Origin of the sequence: Acinetobacter sp. CWB-B33 (assembly GCF_039655955.1) — a bacterium.
Taxonomy (GTDB): Bacteria; Pseudomonadota; Gammaproteobacteria; order Pseudomonadales; family Moraxellaceae; genus Acinetobacter; species Acinetobacter bouvetii.
The window spans coordinates 129342-144179 of the sequence record NZ_JAGFEU010000006.1 but is presented as its reverse complement, the minus strand read 5'-3'; the positions used below and the strand labels follow the sequence as shown (position 1 = coordinate 144179).

Here is a 14838-nt window from a genome sequence, read left to right as displayed (position 1 = left end):
ATATTAGTTTATTTTAAATCTCTCAACTAGATTTTAATTTCCTGAGATTAATTCCAAATCACTCTAAGTTACAGGAAATGTGATCCAAACTTTCAATCGAGATAGACTCTATTTTACTGCCATTCCCAATATTATATATAAAATAGCCTTCATTCTCCTTCATAGGAATCTTATATACAAATAGGTCTATTGAATCATCCCCACTAGAAAATCTTTCTGGCTTGATATTTCTATTTAATTTCTTAATACTATTTCCCAGCTTACCAACACTTATATTGTTAGCATCAACTACTTTCAAATCTCGAGTATGAATAGATGTGACTACTCCATAATCATCAATATCAGCACTTGTCAGAGTGTTATTAACTAAAATATTTTTTCTATTTTGACATTCTTTTAAATCAGTAATATCACTATAGTTTTGAATAATTATATCCCCCTTAAACCTCTCCATTAATATTTCTAAATTATCTCCTATTTTAATATAATTTAATTCATTTTCTTTATTTTTATTTCCATTTAAGTCTGATAAATTATTATAACCATTGAAACAACCACACAAAAATAAAATAAAAAAAATAAAATATTTTTTTTCATAAATCAAATATCCTCTAGATCTGGAGACAACCCTTGTAAATGAAGGTGATTATTATGCCGTGGATCTGACAAATGCTTACAATTTGGAAAAATATAATTACTTTCAACACCAGCCTTAGAGTTAGTAAAATACTCACTGAGCATTTTTTTTGACTTCCCCCAACCAAATCTTATAAAGTTATTGATCAAATTCAAAGTCCTTTCATGATCATAAATAGCATCTTGCAATATAACTGCTAGAGGCTGTTTATCAGTTCTTAAATATCTTAGATCTCCTGCTTCACCATTAATATGACTTTTACTCTCACCTGGATCACCATTGACTCTGCTAAAACCATTAAAACAAATGTCATCATACCCAGATTTACACAAAGCTCCTAAAAATGCAGCTAACTCAATACCACCTAAATAATATCGTTGCTGTCCAGAATTCATTAAAATTTTATAACCTACTACACCTGAACGATATTTCTCAAAATGTCTTACATCTACTAAATAAACATTACCACTACCCAAGACGTTCTTGGAAGACCATCTTTTTGCGACAACATATTTTGATTTACCTAAATTATGAACAGCCCCTGTAGAATCGTAATATATATACTGAGCATAGCCAGTAGCAGCTCTGTTTTCTCTTTTAATTTTTCCATCATGGTAAATATGATAACGTGTTGTATCACTCGTAGATGGAGACTGATTGCTAGCCGTTGTTAGTGGCTGACCACCATTTTCGGTGTATGTATTATCTTGAATAGGCTGATGTTTTTCTGATTCCAATTTTGCTTTTTCAGCCTGTTCTTTTGCTTTTTTTTCATGAGCATCTTGTTGCTGCTTTTGCCGCATTTGTTCAGATTTTTTCTTAAGTTGATCTGCTTCCTTACGCTTTTGATCGGCAATTTCATACAGCTTAGAAGCTTTTACAAATCCTTCATTAACTTTAAAATACCTAATTGGTATTCCTTTCAAAACACGAAGCTTCTGCAACTCTTTATTTTTTACACCAAAGCCAAAAACAAAACCCAGAAGCATTTTTACACTGACATCTCCATTACTATCTGTTCTTTTTACAATTTGCTTATTTCTATAGAAAATACTTACCAAGGTATTTTTTACATTTTTATTATTTTCTTTAACATTGATTTTAAAAGAACATACAGGTAATTTAATTTTAATAGTCTGATTAGATAAAGACTGTTCAACTTTAAAATGATGTATTTTTTGAGGTTGACCAGCTCCAGATACTGTAACCTCGATATCTTCACCTACTTCAGCCACTATTCCTTTTTTTGTCCCTGACGAATCAGCCGTATGCTTTTTTATATTCCCTTTATAAGTTAAGTAAAAACCCATATTAGAAATAGCCTTCCTTGTATCCTCTTCTATAATTTGAACATTAAAACTCACTTCTTTTGTATTGCCAGCAACTACCTCTTTTTTTTCTTCAGATGAATTTTGCTCATTTCTTACTTCTTGAGGAGTCTTATCTGATTGAGGTTTTGGCTGAGGAGTACTATTTTGCTCTAACACAACAGGTACAGATATTTCTTTTGTTAATTTAATTGTATAGCTTTCTTTTTTATCTTTTTGCTGTGTAATTTCTAATTTCTTACCATCAACGATTATTTTAATTTTAGTATTTGGATGTCTAACAATAACTGGAATTTTCCCTTCATTGTTTGTCTTATAATCATTCGAAATTTTTCCGATTTTACTGTAATATTTACCTTCTTTATATTCCGACTCAATTATAACTTTTTTACCTAAAACAGGATTACCACCCTCATCTATTAGATTAATATATACTTTACGATTACAACAACTTTCCAAATCGTAATGAGCGAATAAGGATATATATTCACCGACTTTCGTACCAAAAGCATCTGTACTATTACCTAAGCCTTGAACAAATTCTAGAACATATTTAGGTCCTTTTAAATGTGCTCCTGCTATACAGCCAGATTCAGTTATTTCAACACCACCAACCCTAACACCATAAAATTCATTTAAATTTTGACTATTTAGTCTATTACACAAAGTATTAATCCATTTATTAAAAGCCTTTATTTGAATAGTTCTATCTTTTAAAAAAATACTTTTTGAGGTGACGCCATCTAACCCCGTCCAAGTACCATTCCAATCATTGACTTGTAGGGATTTTTGAAAACTACTCGAAGACTTACTATTAAATTCAAAAGGCGGCTTAAAATAACCCAAATCATATAGTGCACTTTCACCAAATTGAAAATAGCCTATAAATCCATACCCAGCAGTTTTACCGTTATGAACATTTCTGGCTTGTAAATTTGGTCTAACTGTATCAGATAATGAGAGGTTTGATGACGATTCTCTACGGGAAATAGCATATATATAGGCTAGTCGATCTTCTCCAAAAGAAGGTCCATTTTCAAGCGAAACAAAACTCATTATAGCCCCTTAGATTCAAAATCAATTTTTTTAAATAATATTAATATTTTATTTTTATTTTTATCATTTATACTTTTTGAAAATATAATCATATTTTTATTAAAATCAAAGCTTCTATCTTTCTTTAAATTAAACATAACACTTCCTAAACTTTTAATGTCATCAACAATCACATAAAACTCTAAAGGTTTGTTTTTATTTATAAATGAGATAAGCAGAATGTTTTCCTTTGAATTTTTGATATCCCAGCATTCATAAGGGATATGCATCCAATCTCCAGACCCAAGATCTATCTTATTTATTTTTAGAATACGATTTATTGAACTTTTTAAATCTTTTCTCTGAAAATTACATTTATCTGATTCGATATAATTGAAGCTAACTTTTTCACCATCCAATATTTCATATGGATATGATTTCAATATCTCTGCATGAGTAAAAGGCATTAGACACATAAACAACATAAAAAGGATTTTATTTTTCATAAAACTTCTCACAATCCAAAACTTTTAAAATCAGCTTCTAATTCACTATAATCATATAATTCTTCCGTGTTGTGATAATGATCATCGTCATCACCACCACAGCAATCTTCACTAGAATCCTGATTTTCTGTGCTATTCAAGTCATTTTTGATAACAAAAAGCTCATCATGATTCTGACTATCATGTCCTAAAATAATTACTTCAACATTATCAGCACTATCGCTGAAAAAGCGTTGAGTACGACCGAACTCGTCTAAAAACCCATTAAATTCAGTTTTTTTGGCATGATTTAAAAATTTAAATTTAATTTTTTGATTTATTTGATCTTTATCAAATAGTTCACCAAAATCAAACCTTCGGCTAAATATTCCACTCTCAGGCATCTTAGGTAATTGAGCATTCACAGTCGCACCCGCCACAAAACTATGCTGCCCTGCCTTACTTTCAAACTTTCCGCCCGTTGTGGTAAATATTCCAGCCCCATTAATCTTCAGCTGTGACCCACCCGCCGTCAGCACAATCTCTTTCGGACTGGTAATTTCAATCTTATCTTCCGTTGAAATCAGCTTAATTACCTTACGGGCAATCGCTTCTATCGCATCATCTTGTGCCTGCAATTCCACTTTGCCTTTAGCAGCATAAGCACTTAGCCCCTTTTGCGCTGCAAACAGGCTGATTTTGTCCTGTGCATGCGCCACCAAATTCTTCTGCGCGCTGATATTTACAGAACCCTGAGCACTCGAAGCAATGTCTTGAGAGGCCTGCAGCACAATATCTTCTGGCGTGGTCAATGCAATGCCATTTGGAGACGCCAATAACATAAGCGCCTGCCTAAACAATTTACCTTGCTCCTGCTGTTGCGGGTCTGATGAACTTTCCAAATTTTGGGTATAGCCTTCCATGAAGCCTTTAACATGTTCCAAAGCCTTAGTAGGTGTGAATATTTCAGGCTTGCCGAAACCACCATCCATGATCATTTCATCAGGCTTGATTTTGATTTCTTCAACAATTTTACCCACCTCTTTCAAAACCTTCAGCGGATCATTCTTCAGCTGGTTTTTTAAATTGCCAATTCGTGCCTGCAGCTGCTCAGAACCATGATCTTCAAGGTTTTGAATCACTTCTTTTAAATTGTCAAAAGCCTCTTCAGCATCTTCAAAATAGGCTTGGAACTGCTGCACTGTGCCTTTGACATCTTTGGTAATTGCGCCCATATCCTGAATAAAGCCTTTGCAATTTTTTAAAGCATTTAACGGATCTTGCGACAATTCATCTTTAAAGAGGCTGACTGTCGTCATCAAGGCTTGCGAGGTGCTTTTAATTTCAAGGGATTGAATTAATTTGGGCAAACGGCCAATCACATTCAGCGCATCTGTTTGCTGTTTCACAGCAATACTGCTGAGCATTTTCATGCTTTCCTGACCTTGGCTCAGCAAGGCCTGCGCTTTAGCAGCCTCCAAATGATCGGCGATGGCATTTTCCTGCGCATAGGTCGAAATCAGCATGCCTTTGCCTGCACGCACGGCGCCAAAAGCATCGGTTCTCAGCTCAAACCCCTCACCGCGTCCATTGCTTTGTTCTTTATCTTTCGGATGGCTGAGATTGCCTAAATTCAGCTGGCTGGCGCCATGGCTGCTTTGCAGCTGCGTGCTGATCTGTCCTGCCGTATCATCAAAACGCAATTGGTTAAAGCCAGCGCCATCCACCTCCTGCGAACGGATGCCGCTGAGTTTTTTAGTCTCAGGCAGCTGGCCTTTGGCATCAAACATGGTCTGATGCCGTTCCGCTTCATGTATGCGCCCCACCACAAAGGGCCGGTCGACGTCGCCTTCGAAGAAATCAATCACCACAATTTCACCAATCCGCGGATGAAAACGCGCGCCATAGCCCTCACCCGCCCATGGGGTCAACACATCGACCCAAGCAGAATCCACATCACTGTCATTGCTGCCGGCGCCGCCATCATGAGCATGGTCTTCATTGCGGGTAAAGCTGAAACGGACTTTAATGCGCCCCCAGGCATCCACATGAATGCTTTCCCCTTCTGGACCCACCACTTTAGCCCGCTGCGGATGCGCGGCAGGACGATGCTGCAGCGGGTCATATTCTGGAACCACAGCAATGCTGCGACGCATCACATGCAGTTCATTGGCTTGGCGCTCATCGCCTAAAGATGGCCAGCAGCTAGCGCTGAGCAGCGATTCCAGCTGCATCAGAATGTCTTTCGGCAGGTTATTTTGGTTATAAAATGCTTTGCCTAAAATCAGAAATTCACAGTCTGAGCCTTCATGCGGGTCAATGTCAGGATGATCGGTCAGCTGGAACCAATAGCCGGCTTGCGCATCGCGGACACTACTGCGCGCTGTAAAAAATTTCGACTGCAAAGTCTGATGCTGATTCAGCTGCTGATTCAGCTGTTCCAGCTGCGCACTGCCCGCAGGCGTCGCTTGATCTTCACCGCTTAAATCCGCTGTCCATGCAGGGCTGAGTGACCAGACCTGTTCCAGGCCGAGGCTTTCATTGTCCTGCTGCTCACTGTGCACATGCGTGCTGAGCAAAGGCTGAGACTGGTCCTGAGCCAAAGACTGCGCCTGCCAGCGCTGAGTTTGAACTGCTGTCGCCTGCAGCTGGCGCTGTCCAATGAAACTGGTGATGCTATCCAGACGCTCGGCTGCATGGCTGCGGTGAAACCGGATGGAGCGGCGGCTCAGCGCGTTAAACGCCTGATTATGATCAATCAAGCGCAACTGCTGCGCCTGCATCGGTGCAGCGGATGCAGCAACGGTCAGTTCAGCTTCATCAATCAGCCAATTGATGCCTTCACTGCGCCACAAACGCGTTAAAAAGCCATAGTCACTTTCATTGGCCTGCATGACAAATGGCCGCACGGCATAATCTCGGCTGAGCCCTTCTAAATTCAAGCTTAAACTGGATGCGAATAACGCGCTTTTCTGCTGCCATTCGCTGAATAAAACTTCAGTGACCTCACGCACGCTTTTATTCATAAACACCCGGCTATTGCGGCGCTTATGCCAAAGCGCGGTGGCATCTTCAATGACCAGCTTATAAACCGTCAGCGCGCCATCGCTTTGCCCCTGACTGGCGCCCGTAATCACCCCGGTGATGCGCTGCAGCTGGCCTAAATCGGTCACTTGATCAATGGCGGCACGCCCGCCAATAAATTGCTTAAGCGGAATATGCGCATGCGCGGACAGACAAATCAGCTCGGCGCGCAGTCCCTGATTAATGCGGTGCTCGCCTTCAATGCGCTGAATAAAGACTTGAGTATTCAGAACTTCATTTGAAAAATGGATATGCAAAGCGCGCTGCTGCACACTGAGGCCAAAACTCTCAATTAAGCTATAAATATTTTTAATCATGTTCTTTTTTTTAATTAATTTATTTTATTTGTGCGCGCATTCTAGAAAATGTTGTTTTTTTAGTCCAGTTATTTTTTCAGCAGCTGCTCAATTTCATTGCCCATCCCCTTCATTGAAAAATGCATAAAATTATGCCGCATTCAACTTTCAGGACGGAAAATGGGCTGTTACACTGCTGATTCTCTTTAATTTAATCATGCTAAAAAGATGCTCCAGATTGAATCCAAACTCCCTGCGCAAGGCGTGACCATTTTCAGCACCATGAGCGCCATGGCGCAGCGTTTAAATGCGTTGAACATGTCGCAAGGCTTTCCTGATTTTCCTGCGCCGCCCGCACTGCTGGACGCCTTAGCGCAAGCTGCACAGGATGGATTTAATCAATATGCGCCGGGCGATGGCCTATTGAGTTTGCGGGAACAGCTGGCACAGCTTTTTTGGCAGCGCGACCAGTTGCATCTCGATCCTGCGGCTGAAATCACCATTACCCCGGGCGCAACCATTGGCCTGTTCAGCGCCATTCAAGCCATTGTGCATGCAGGCGATGAAGTCATTATTTTTGATCCCAGCTATGACAGCTATGCGCCCAGTGTAAAGTTAGCCGGCGGCATTCCTGTGCATATCCGCCTCACCGCTCCCGGTTTCCATGTGGATTGGCAAGCGGTGAAAGATGCGGTCAATGTCAAAACCCGCATGATCATTGTCAACACGCCGCACAACCCGACGGGCGCCATTTGGTCAAAACAGGATTGGCAGCAGCTGATTGAGCTGATTCAGGATACAAATATTGCCGTGCTGTCGGATGAAGTTTATGAACATCTGATTTATGACGGCCAGCGCCATTATTCCGCGCTGTCTTTTCCAGAACTGCGGGAGCGCAGCTTGGTGGTCGGCTCATTTGGCAAAACCTTTCATGTCACCGGCTGGAAAACCGGCTACTGCGCGGCGCCAGCTCATTTGATGGCGCTGTTCCGCCAAGTCTATCAATTTACCAATTTCTGCGGTGTGACGCCGGTGCAAATGGCGCTGGCCAATTTCATGACGCATCACCCTGAACATATTGCAGAACTGGCTGGTTTTTATCAGGCCAAGCGTGACTTATTTAATGCCGGACTGAAAAATTCACGTTTTCAATTTACACCGTCACCCGGCACCTATTTTCAAAATTTAGATTACAGCGCCATCCGCCCCGATTTGGATGACAGCGCAATGTGCCAGCATCTGGCGGAACAGCATGGCATCGTGGCCATACCGGTCTCTGTTTTTTATCAGCAGCCGCCGGAAAATTTACGCTTAATCCGCTTTTGCTTTGCGAAAAAAGATGAAACGCTGCAAAAAGCGGGAGACATTTTATCGCAGGTCTAAAAATTCGCTGAATCGCCATTTTGGCTAATTAAATTCAAGCCTGAGTTACTGTAGAACTAAGGCTTTTTTAAGCCATTCCTGCTAATGTCAGCATGAGCCAATCAACATTATAAGTACACTGCCTAGGATTGCATATGACGGAGCATCAGCCTTTCAACAGTCAACAGAAACTTTGGAAATCCTTTCTGATTTTCCTTGTGCCGCTGATCGCCACCAATATTCTGCAAAACCTTTCAGGGACAGTAAATACCGTATTTGTCGGCCAAATGCTGGGGGTTCATGCAATTGCAGCGGTGTCCGTCTTTTTTCCGATCTTATTCTGCCTGATGGCCTTTGTGATTGGCCTTTCGGCAGGCGCTACCGTTTTGGTTGGACAGGCCTGGGGCGCTAAAAACATTGAGAAAGTGCACAGCGTGGTGGGTTCAACACTGTTTATGACGCTGATTGGCGGCAGTGTGATTGCTTTTCTTGGAGTGTTTTTTGCCAAATATATACTGCTGGCGCTGGGCACAGATTCAGAGGTGCTGCATCTGTCTATCTCTTATGTGCAATGGATGCTGGCGGGCAGCCCGCTGCTGTTCATCTACATTATTTACACCTCGATTCTGCGCGGAGTCGGCGACAGCACGACCCCGCTGATTGCATCCGGCATGACAATTGCCACGGGCTTGATCATCACCCCGGTCCTGATTGCGGGAAAATTTGGCCTGCCCAAGCTGGGCATTGTCGGGCCAGCCATTGCGACAATCATCGGTTTCAGCATTGCGCTGATCTTTTTATATTTCTATTTAAATAAAAAAAATCACCCGCTGCGCCCAGATGCAGCATTGCTCCGCCATATCCGCTATGAGCCGGAACTGAGTAAAATCATTCTGCGGCTGGGCATTCCAACGGGCATTCAAATGGTGACCACCTCTGTGGCTGGGCTGGTGATTGTCGGGCTGGTCAACCGCTACGGCGCAGATGCCACCGCCGCCTACGGCGCAGTGAATCAGGTGCTGAACTACATTCAGTTTCCGGCATTATCCATTGCCATCGCGGCTTCAATCTTTGCCGCGCAAGCGATTGGCGCCGGCAAGTCCGATTTGCTGAACAAAGTCAACCGCACCGCGCTGACCATGAATATTCTGTTTACCGGCACACTGGTTATTCTGGCCTATTTATTCTCCAAGTATTTGATGGCGCTGTTCATCACTGACCCGCAGGTCGTTGTGCTGGGTCAGGAACTGCTGTTTATTGTGCTGTGGTCGATCGTATTTTTTGGCGCCAGCGCAATCTTTTCCTCCATCATGCGCGCCAGCGGAACCGTGACTGTGCCGATGATCATCAATATTGCAGCCATTTTGCTGATTGAAGTGCCTTGCGCTTATTTATTCAGTGAACGGTGGGGGCTCAAAGGCATTTGGTATGCCTATGCGCTGGCCTTTGTCTGCCTGTGCCTGATGCAAGGGCTGTATTACCACTTGGTTTGGAAAAAGAAAACGATTCAAGCGCTGATTTAGCAGCTCAGCTTGAAAACTGATAACCTTTGAAATTAATCCTATTTTTATACATATCTGTTCCTTGTTATAACCAAAGCGCATCTGATAAAAATAGGTTATTACCATGTCAAAACGAAAAATTAAATTAGGCGCTTTTGTACCCGGCATTTCTCAGCATTTGGCAGGCTGGCGCCACCCGCAAGCACGCCCGCAAGACAACCACAGCCTCGCTTATTTTGTAGAACTGGCCAAAACGGCAGAACGCGGTTTATTTGATGCCTATTTCCTTGCTGATATCCCTGTCAGTGTCGACCCGGACCGCACAGCTAATTTAGGCCTCAATGCCAATAATACGGGTTTAGAACCGATTACCCTCTTTTCAGCGCTGTCTGCAGTGACTCAGCATATTGGCTTTATTGCGACGGCATCCAGCACCTATGAGCAGCCTTATAGTTTGGCGCGCAAGTTCGCCTCCTTAGATCATCTGTCGCAAGGCCGCGCCGCATGGAATGTGGTCACCACGGCCCAGCCTGAAGCTGCCAAAAATTATGGCCTAGAACAGGCGCCTTTGCCGCAAGCGCGCTATGAACGCGCGGATGAATTTATTAACGTAGCGCAAAAGCTCTGGGACTCTTGGGAAGATGATGCTTTCAGCTATGACAAAGCATCCGGAGAGTTTTTTGACGGCAGCAAAGTGCATGCGCCGCGGTTTAAGGGCAAGCATATTGCCGTAGACGGCGCGTTGAATATCGCCCGCCCGCCGCAAGGCTATCCGGTGATTGTGCAGGCAGGCCAGTCTGAAGATGGACGCGAGCTGGCCGCTAAATATGCCGAAGTCATTTTTACCGCACAGCAGAATTTAAGTGATGCGCAAAGCTTTTACCGCGATATTAAACAGCGTCTAAGCAAATATGGCCGCCCTGCCGATGATGTCAAAATCATGCCCGGCGTGTCTATCTTTGTGGCAGCAACGGAGGCCGAAGCCCGCGCCAAGTATGATGAGCTGAACAGCTATATTCATCCTTCCGTCGGGCTGATGCTGCTGCATGCCTTAGGCGGATTTACCGAAGACCTCAGCCAATATGATCTGGATCAGCCGCTGCCGGCGCATATCGGTCAGCTCAGTCACGGCGCCAGCCGCCAGCAGCTGATTTTAGACATTGCCCGTAAAAACAACTTCAGCATCCGCCAGCTGTACCAATGGATTGCCAGCGCGCGCGGCCACTGGACACTAATCGGCACGCCTGCGCAAATCGCAGATCAGCTGCAGGAGTGGTTTGAAAATGATGCTGCGGACGGCTTTAATATTTTACCGCCGACCACGCCCGCCAGCTTGGATGATTTTGTCGATTTAGTCGTGCCTGAGCTGCAGCGCCGCGGCCTATTCCGCACGGCCTATGAAGGAAAGACTCTACGTGAAAATTTAGGCCTGAAGCGCCCTGAAAACCAGTATGTTTTGGCGCGCCGCTATACGGAACACGCCTCATAAGCAGCAAGCCAAAAAAAAGCCCCAGATGGGGCTTTTCTTTGGCTTCAGGTCTTAACCCAGATCACGCGCTTACCACGCCAGCTTAAACTGCTCCAGCTCATGCGGCAGCGCCAATTCAGGCTGTTCTTGGAAATCCAGCAGAATATCATTTTTAATCGCGGCGATGCGGTAATCCTCACGCTTGCGCGGACGCTCAAGCTCTACAGGCACAATGCGTTTAATCCGCCCTGGATGCGGCTGCATCACCACCACCCGGTCACCCAGCAGCACCGCCTCTTCCACATCATGCGTCACCAAAATGGTGGTGATTTTTTCAGACTGCCAAATCCGCTGCAGCTCTTGCTGCAAATTCGCGCGGGTCAATGCATCCAACGCGCCAAAAGGCTCATCCAGCAATAAAATTTGCGGACGGTTGACCAAGCTGCGCGCAATGGCAACGCGCTGGCTCATGCCGCCTGACAGCTGGCTCGGATAAGCCTTTTTAAATGCGCTTAACTGCACCAGCTCTAGATGGTAATCAATCAGCGCCTGCTTTTCAGCCTTGCTTAAGGCGCTTTTTTCTAAGGCCAAAGCCACGTTTTGTTCGACATTCAGCCATGGAAACAGGCGGTGATCCTGAAACACAATGCCGCGTTCTAAACTGGTGCCTTTAACAGGCTGACCGTCAATTAAAATTTGACCATCAAAAGATGCATCCAGCCCGACCAAGAGGCGCAGCAGCGTAGATTTGCCGCAGCCGCTGTTGCCGACAATGCTGATGAACTCGCCATGCTGAATATTCAGCTGAATCTGTTCTAAAACCTTTAAGTCCTGTCCGTCTTTGGGAAAGTATTTATCCAGCTGCCGGATTTGCACATGCGGCTGATGTTGTACTGCTTGATTCATAATCTTCTCGCTTCTTGTTATTTCTGCGCAGCCTGACGCCAGCGTAAATTGTATTGTTCAAAAAATTGCGCGGCTTTGGAAAGGACAAGGCCGACTGCGCCAATGATCAGCATGCCGTACAGCACCACTTCCATTTTAAATAAGTTCTGGCCGTCCATAATCGGGTTGACCACGCCCACAGCGGAAACAAAGAAATACTCCGCGCCCACGGTCGCCACCCATGAAAAAACCAAGGCGATATTCAGGCCCGCAAAAATACTGGGCGCAGCAGCCGGCAAAATCACTTTAAAAAAAGTCTGCAGCGGACTGAGCTGGAAAATTTGCGCCACTTCTTTGACTTTGACAGGCACATTTCTGACGCCGTCATAAGTGTTGAAAAACACCGGGTAGAACACCACCAGACTGATAAATATCACTTTGGAAACTTCGCCATGGCCAAACCACATAATCATCAGCGGAATCCATGCAAAAACCGCGACATGCTTGATGGCATTTAAAGTGGGCGAAAAAAATCGGTCCAGCCAGACATTCAGCCCGAGCAGCAAGCCAAAACCTGCGCCGATCACACCGCCTGCAATAAAGCCCGCTGTATTGCGCAGCAAGCTGGCGATGACATTTTCATACAGTTCACCGGACTGCGCCGACTCCAGCAGCACCTTGCCCACCTCTTTCGGCGCGGGCAGCAAAGCTGGATCAACCCATTTCCAAGCGGCCGCAGCCGACCATGCAATCAAAAGCACCAGCGGGATGATCCAGCCGCGATAATCAATATTTTTCATTCTTCTTGCTCCGGTTAATTGGCCTGATCCCAGCCGCGGAATTGCTTTTGCAGCAAGCGGATGAAGACATCAAAAGCAAAGCCCACCAGTCCAATCACCACAACGGTCGCTAAGACCACATCCAGCTGGAAAATCTGCCGTCCATACACCATGATGTAGCCAATGCCCTCGCTGGATGCCAGCAGCTCGACCGCAACTAAGGCGCCCCATGCGCTGGCCAGCGATAAGCGCAGGCCGCCAATAAAGCTGAGGAAAGCGCCCGGCAGCACCAGATTTTTAAACTTGGACCACGTGCCCAGCTGATAGACATCTGCAACCTCAATCAGCTGCGGCGAGATATTGCGCACGCCCTTAAAAACATTGATGGTCATCGGGACTAAAGCGGCTTTGGCAATAAGAATAATTTTCAGCGCTTCATCAATCCCGACCAAGAGAATTAATAACGGAATCCAGCCCACCACAGGCACTAAGTTAATCACTTTAAACGTCGGCCAAATATAGGCTTCGGCTGTACGGGACAGCCCCATGGCAAAGCCAAGCGCTAGCGCTACAACAATCCCAGCGCTAAAGCCATAGCCAATGCGGCTCAGGCTGATACTGAGATTGCTCCACAGCTCACCGCTGCTGTACAGGTCTTTCAGCGCTGTCCAGACCAGCTCTGGCGGCGGCAGCAATAAGGTATTGACCCAATTGCGCTCCACCGCGATTTGCCATGTGTACAGCAGCAGCAAAGGGAAAATCAGGCCGACACTCCACAATGCTACTTTACTCTGAAGCACAGGCTGCAGCAGGCGTTTCAGCGCCAGCAGCGGTTCAGGCTTCGCAATCGGTTTTGCGCTATCCAGCTCTAATTCTTGCAGCATCAGATCTCTCCTTTCAGAAACCAAGGCTTATTGATCCAGCACTCAAGGTGTCCAGAAATTCTGTAAGTTTTGACTCTTCAGCGCGTTGTTGAGGTATTTAGGCTCAATCCACTGATCGACATCAATATTGCCGCGGATCAGCTTTAAATCCTGGCCTGCTTTGAGTTTCTGCTTAATCAAGGAAATACTGGCGCTATTGAAGACTGGCGCGCTGTGGCTTTTTAAATTCACACCGTCATTGGCGCGGACAAATGCGCTATACGGCAAGCCGGATTTAGCCCAAGTTTTAAATAAAGCCGGCTTGTTGTTTGGGTTACTCTCCCAAGCGGCTTCTTTCACCAGCACATTGACCACGCGCTGTACGGTTTCAGGATATTTCTGTTCGAACTTTGAGTTTACGAGTACGTAGCCAGAACTTTGCAGCTGCGCAGGCTCTTTTTTAGAGCTGTAAATCAGCTTCGCCACACCGCGGTCAATCACAGGAAATACTGACTGATTGCTGAATAATGCATCCAGATCCCCGCTGGCCAAAGCCGCGTAGCCGACAGGGCCGTCTACGTTGACAAATCTAAAGTCCTTTTCCGTAAAACCATATTTTTTAATAATTTGATTTAATGCTAAATGCACACTGGTGCCGCGGAAAAAGCCAATTCTTTTGCCTTTTAAATCTGCCCATGATTTGGCGCTTGATCCCGGCGGCACAATTAAATAGGTATTGTCATTTGAACCTGCCACCGCAATCAGTTTGGTATCTAAACGGCTGGCTTTACCAATCAGGGCCGGCAGATCACCGAGCCAAGTAATGTCAATCAAGCCATTGGCATAGGATTCGTTAATTGCAGGGCCTGCGCCTTTGAAGTTGTTCCACTGGATTTTAATGCCGTCTTTTTGGAATTCTTTTTCAATGAGGCCTTGGGTCTGCACCGTTGCATAGTAGCTGCCGTAACCGACAGGGCGGTTGCCGGTGCCCACCAATGGCGAAGCGAAACGGATGACCGCAGGCTTAGCCTCGGCAGCAAAGGCCTGCACCGCCGGTACGAGTGTAGAAACAGCGATCACGCTGCTGAATAAAATTTTGGTCCATGAAGACATG

The 14838-nt window shown here is 44.9% G+C and carries 11 protein-coding genes; 3 read left to right on the top strand and 8 right to left on the bottom strand.

All coding sequences use genetic code 11. The annotated features are described in order from the left end of the window. Window positions 1-58: 58 nt before the first annotated feature. The 4 genes from JZ784_RS15410 to JZ784_RS15395 are packed head-to-tail and all read right to left on the bottom strand — an operon-like array spanning window position 59 to window position 6886. Window positions 59-604, bottom strand: coding sequence for a hypothetical protein (locus JZ784_RS15410; RefSeq protein ID WP_346315471.1), 546 nt, complete (start codon window positions 602-604; stop codon window positions 59-61). Next, the gene (locus JZ784_RS15405) at window positions 601-3021 is read right to left on the bottom strand and encodes a hypothetical protein (RefSeq protein ID WP_346315470.1); all 2421 of its coding nucleotides are present in this window, start codon (window positions 3019-3021) and stop codon (window positions 601-603) included. Before JZ784_RS15405 ends, JZ784_RS15410 begins: the two co-directional genes overlap by 4 nt. After that, complete coding sequence (locus JZ784_RS15400) at window positions 3021-3506, bottom strand: hypothetical protein (protein ID WP_346315469.1); 486 nt, start codon at window positions 3504-3506, stop codon at window positions 3021-3023. Before JZ784_RS15400 ends, JZ784_RS15405 begins: the two co-directional genes overlap by 1 nt. Window positions 3507-3514: 8 nt before the next feature. Next, window positions 3515-6886 carry a type VI secretion system Vgr family protein gene (locus tag JZ784_RS15395; RefSeq protein ID WP_346315468.1) on the bottom strand — a complete coding sequence of 1124 codons (3372 nt, stop codon included), beginning with the start codon at window positions 6884-6886 and terminating at the stop codon, window positions 3515-3517. Between the two features lie 207 nt (window positions 6887-7093). Between JZ784_RS15395 and JZ784_RS15390 the strand changes: the two genes are divergently transcribed. From JZ784_RS15390 to JZ784_RS15380, 3 genes are all read left to right on the top strand, one after another. Continuing rightward, window positions 7094-8248, top strand: a complete 1155-nt coding sequence (locus tag JZ784_RS15390) for a methionine aminotransferase (protein WP_346315467.1) — start codon at window positions 7094-7096, stop codon at window positions 8246-8248. A 134-nt stretch (window positions 8249-8382) separates the two neighbouring features. Further along, window positions 8383-9750 (top strand): MATE family efflux transporter, encoded by a 1368-nt coding sequence (locus JZ784_RS15385; protein ID WP_346315466.1) that lies wholly within the window; start codon window positions 8383-8385, stop codon window positions 9748-9750. 103 nt (window positions 9751-9853) lie between these two features. Beyond that, complete coding sequence (locus JZ784_RS15380; RefSeq protein ID WP_346315465.1) at window positions 9854-11218, top strand: LLM class flavin-dependent oxidoreductase; 1365 nt, start codon at window positions 9854-9856, stop codon at window positions 11216-11218. 69 nt (window positions 11219-11287) lie between these two features. Here the strand turns inward: JZ784_RS15380 and JZ784_RS15375 are convergent, their stop codons facing one another. Genes JZ784_RS15375 through JZ784_RS15360 form a run of 4 tightly spaced genes read right to left on the bottom strand, consistent with a single transcriptional unit; the run spans window position 11288 to window position 14837 of the window. Continuing rightward, complete coding sequence (locus tag JZ784_RS15375; protein WP_005012128.1) at window positions 11288-12103, bottom strand: ABC transporter ATP-binding protein; 816 nt, start codon at window positions 12101-12103, stop codon at window positions 11288-11290. Between the two features lie 17 nt (window positions 12104-12120). Beyond that, window positions 12121-12882: an ABC transporter permease gene (locus JZ784_RS15370; protein WP_346315464.1), complete on the bottom strand. Its 762-nt coding sequence runs from the start codon at window positions 12880-12882 to the stop codon at window positions 12121-12123. A gap of 14 nt (window positions 12883-12896) precedes the next feature. Then, window positions 12897-13745 carry an ABC transporter permease gene (locus JZ784_RS15365; protein ID WP_346315463.1) on the bottom strand — a complete coding sequence of 283 codons (849 nt, stop codon included), beginning with the start codon at window positions 13743-13745 and terminating at the stop codon, window positions 12897-12899. 42 nt (window positions 13746-13787) lie between these two features. Next, window positions 13788-14837 carry an ABC transporter substrate-binding protein gene (locus tag JZ784_RS15360; protein WP_346315462.1) on the bottom strand — a complete coding sequence of 350 codons (1050 nt, stop codon included), beginning with the start codon at window positions 14835-14837 and terminating at the stop codon, window positions 13788-13790. Between the last annotated feature and the right edge of the window lies 1 nt (window position 14838).

Excerpts from the sequence above, each read along its gene's own strand:
- JZ784_RS15405 (WP_346315470.1), bottom strand. The coding sequence starts at position 3,021 with ATGAGTTTTGTTTCGCTTGAAAATGGACCTTCTTTTGGAGAAGATCGA.
- JZ784_RS15400 (WP_346315469.1), bottom strand. The coding sequence starts at position 3,506 with ATGAAAAATAAAATCCTTTTTATGTTGTTTATGTGTCTAATGCCTTTT.
- JZ784_RS15395 (WP_346315468.1), bottom strand. The coding sequence starts at position 6,886 with ATGATTAAAAATATTTATAGCTTAATTGAGAGTTTTGGCCTCAGTGTG.
- JZ784_RS15390 (WP_346315467.1), top strand. The coding sequence starts at position 7,094 with ATGCTCCAGATTGAATCCAAACTCCCTGCGCAAGGCGTGACCATTTTC.
- JZ784_RS15385 (WP_346315466.1), top strand. The coding sequence starts at position 8,383 with ATGACGGAGCATCAGCCTTTCAACAGTCAACAGAAACTTTGGAAATCC.
- JZ784_RS15380 (WP_346315465.1), top strand. The coding sequence starts at position 9,854 with ATGTCAAAACGAAAAATTAAATTAGGCGCTTTTGTACCCGGCATTTCT.
- JZ784_RS15375 (WP_005012128.1), bottom strand. The coding sequence starts at position 12,103 with ATGAATCAAGCAGTACAACATCAGCCGCATGTGCAAATCCGGCAGCTG.
- JZ784_RS15370 (WP_346315464.1), bottom strand. The coding sequence starts at position 12,882 with ATGAAAAATATTGATTATCGCGGCTGGATCATCCCGCTGGTGCTTTTG.
- JZ784_RS15365 (WP_346315463.1), bottom strand. The coding sequence starts at position 13,745 with ATGCTGCAAGAATTAGAGCTGGATAGCGCAAAACCGATTGCGAAGCCT.
- JZ784_RS15360 (WP_346315462.1), bottom strand. The coding sequence starts at position 14,837 with ATGTCTTCATGGACCAAAATTTTATTCAGCAGCGTGATCGCTGTTTCT.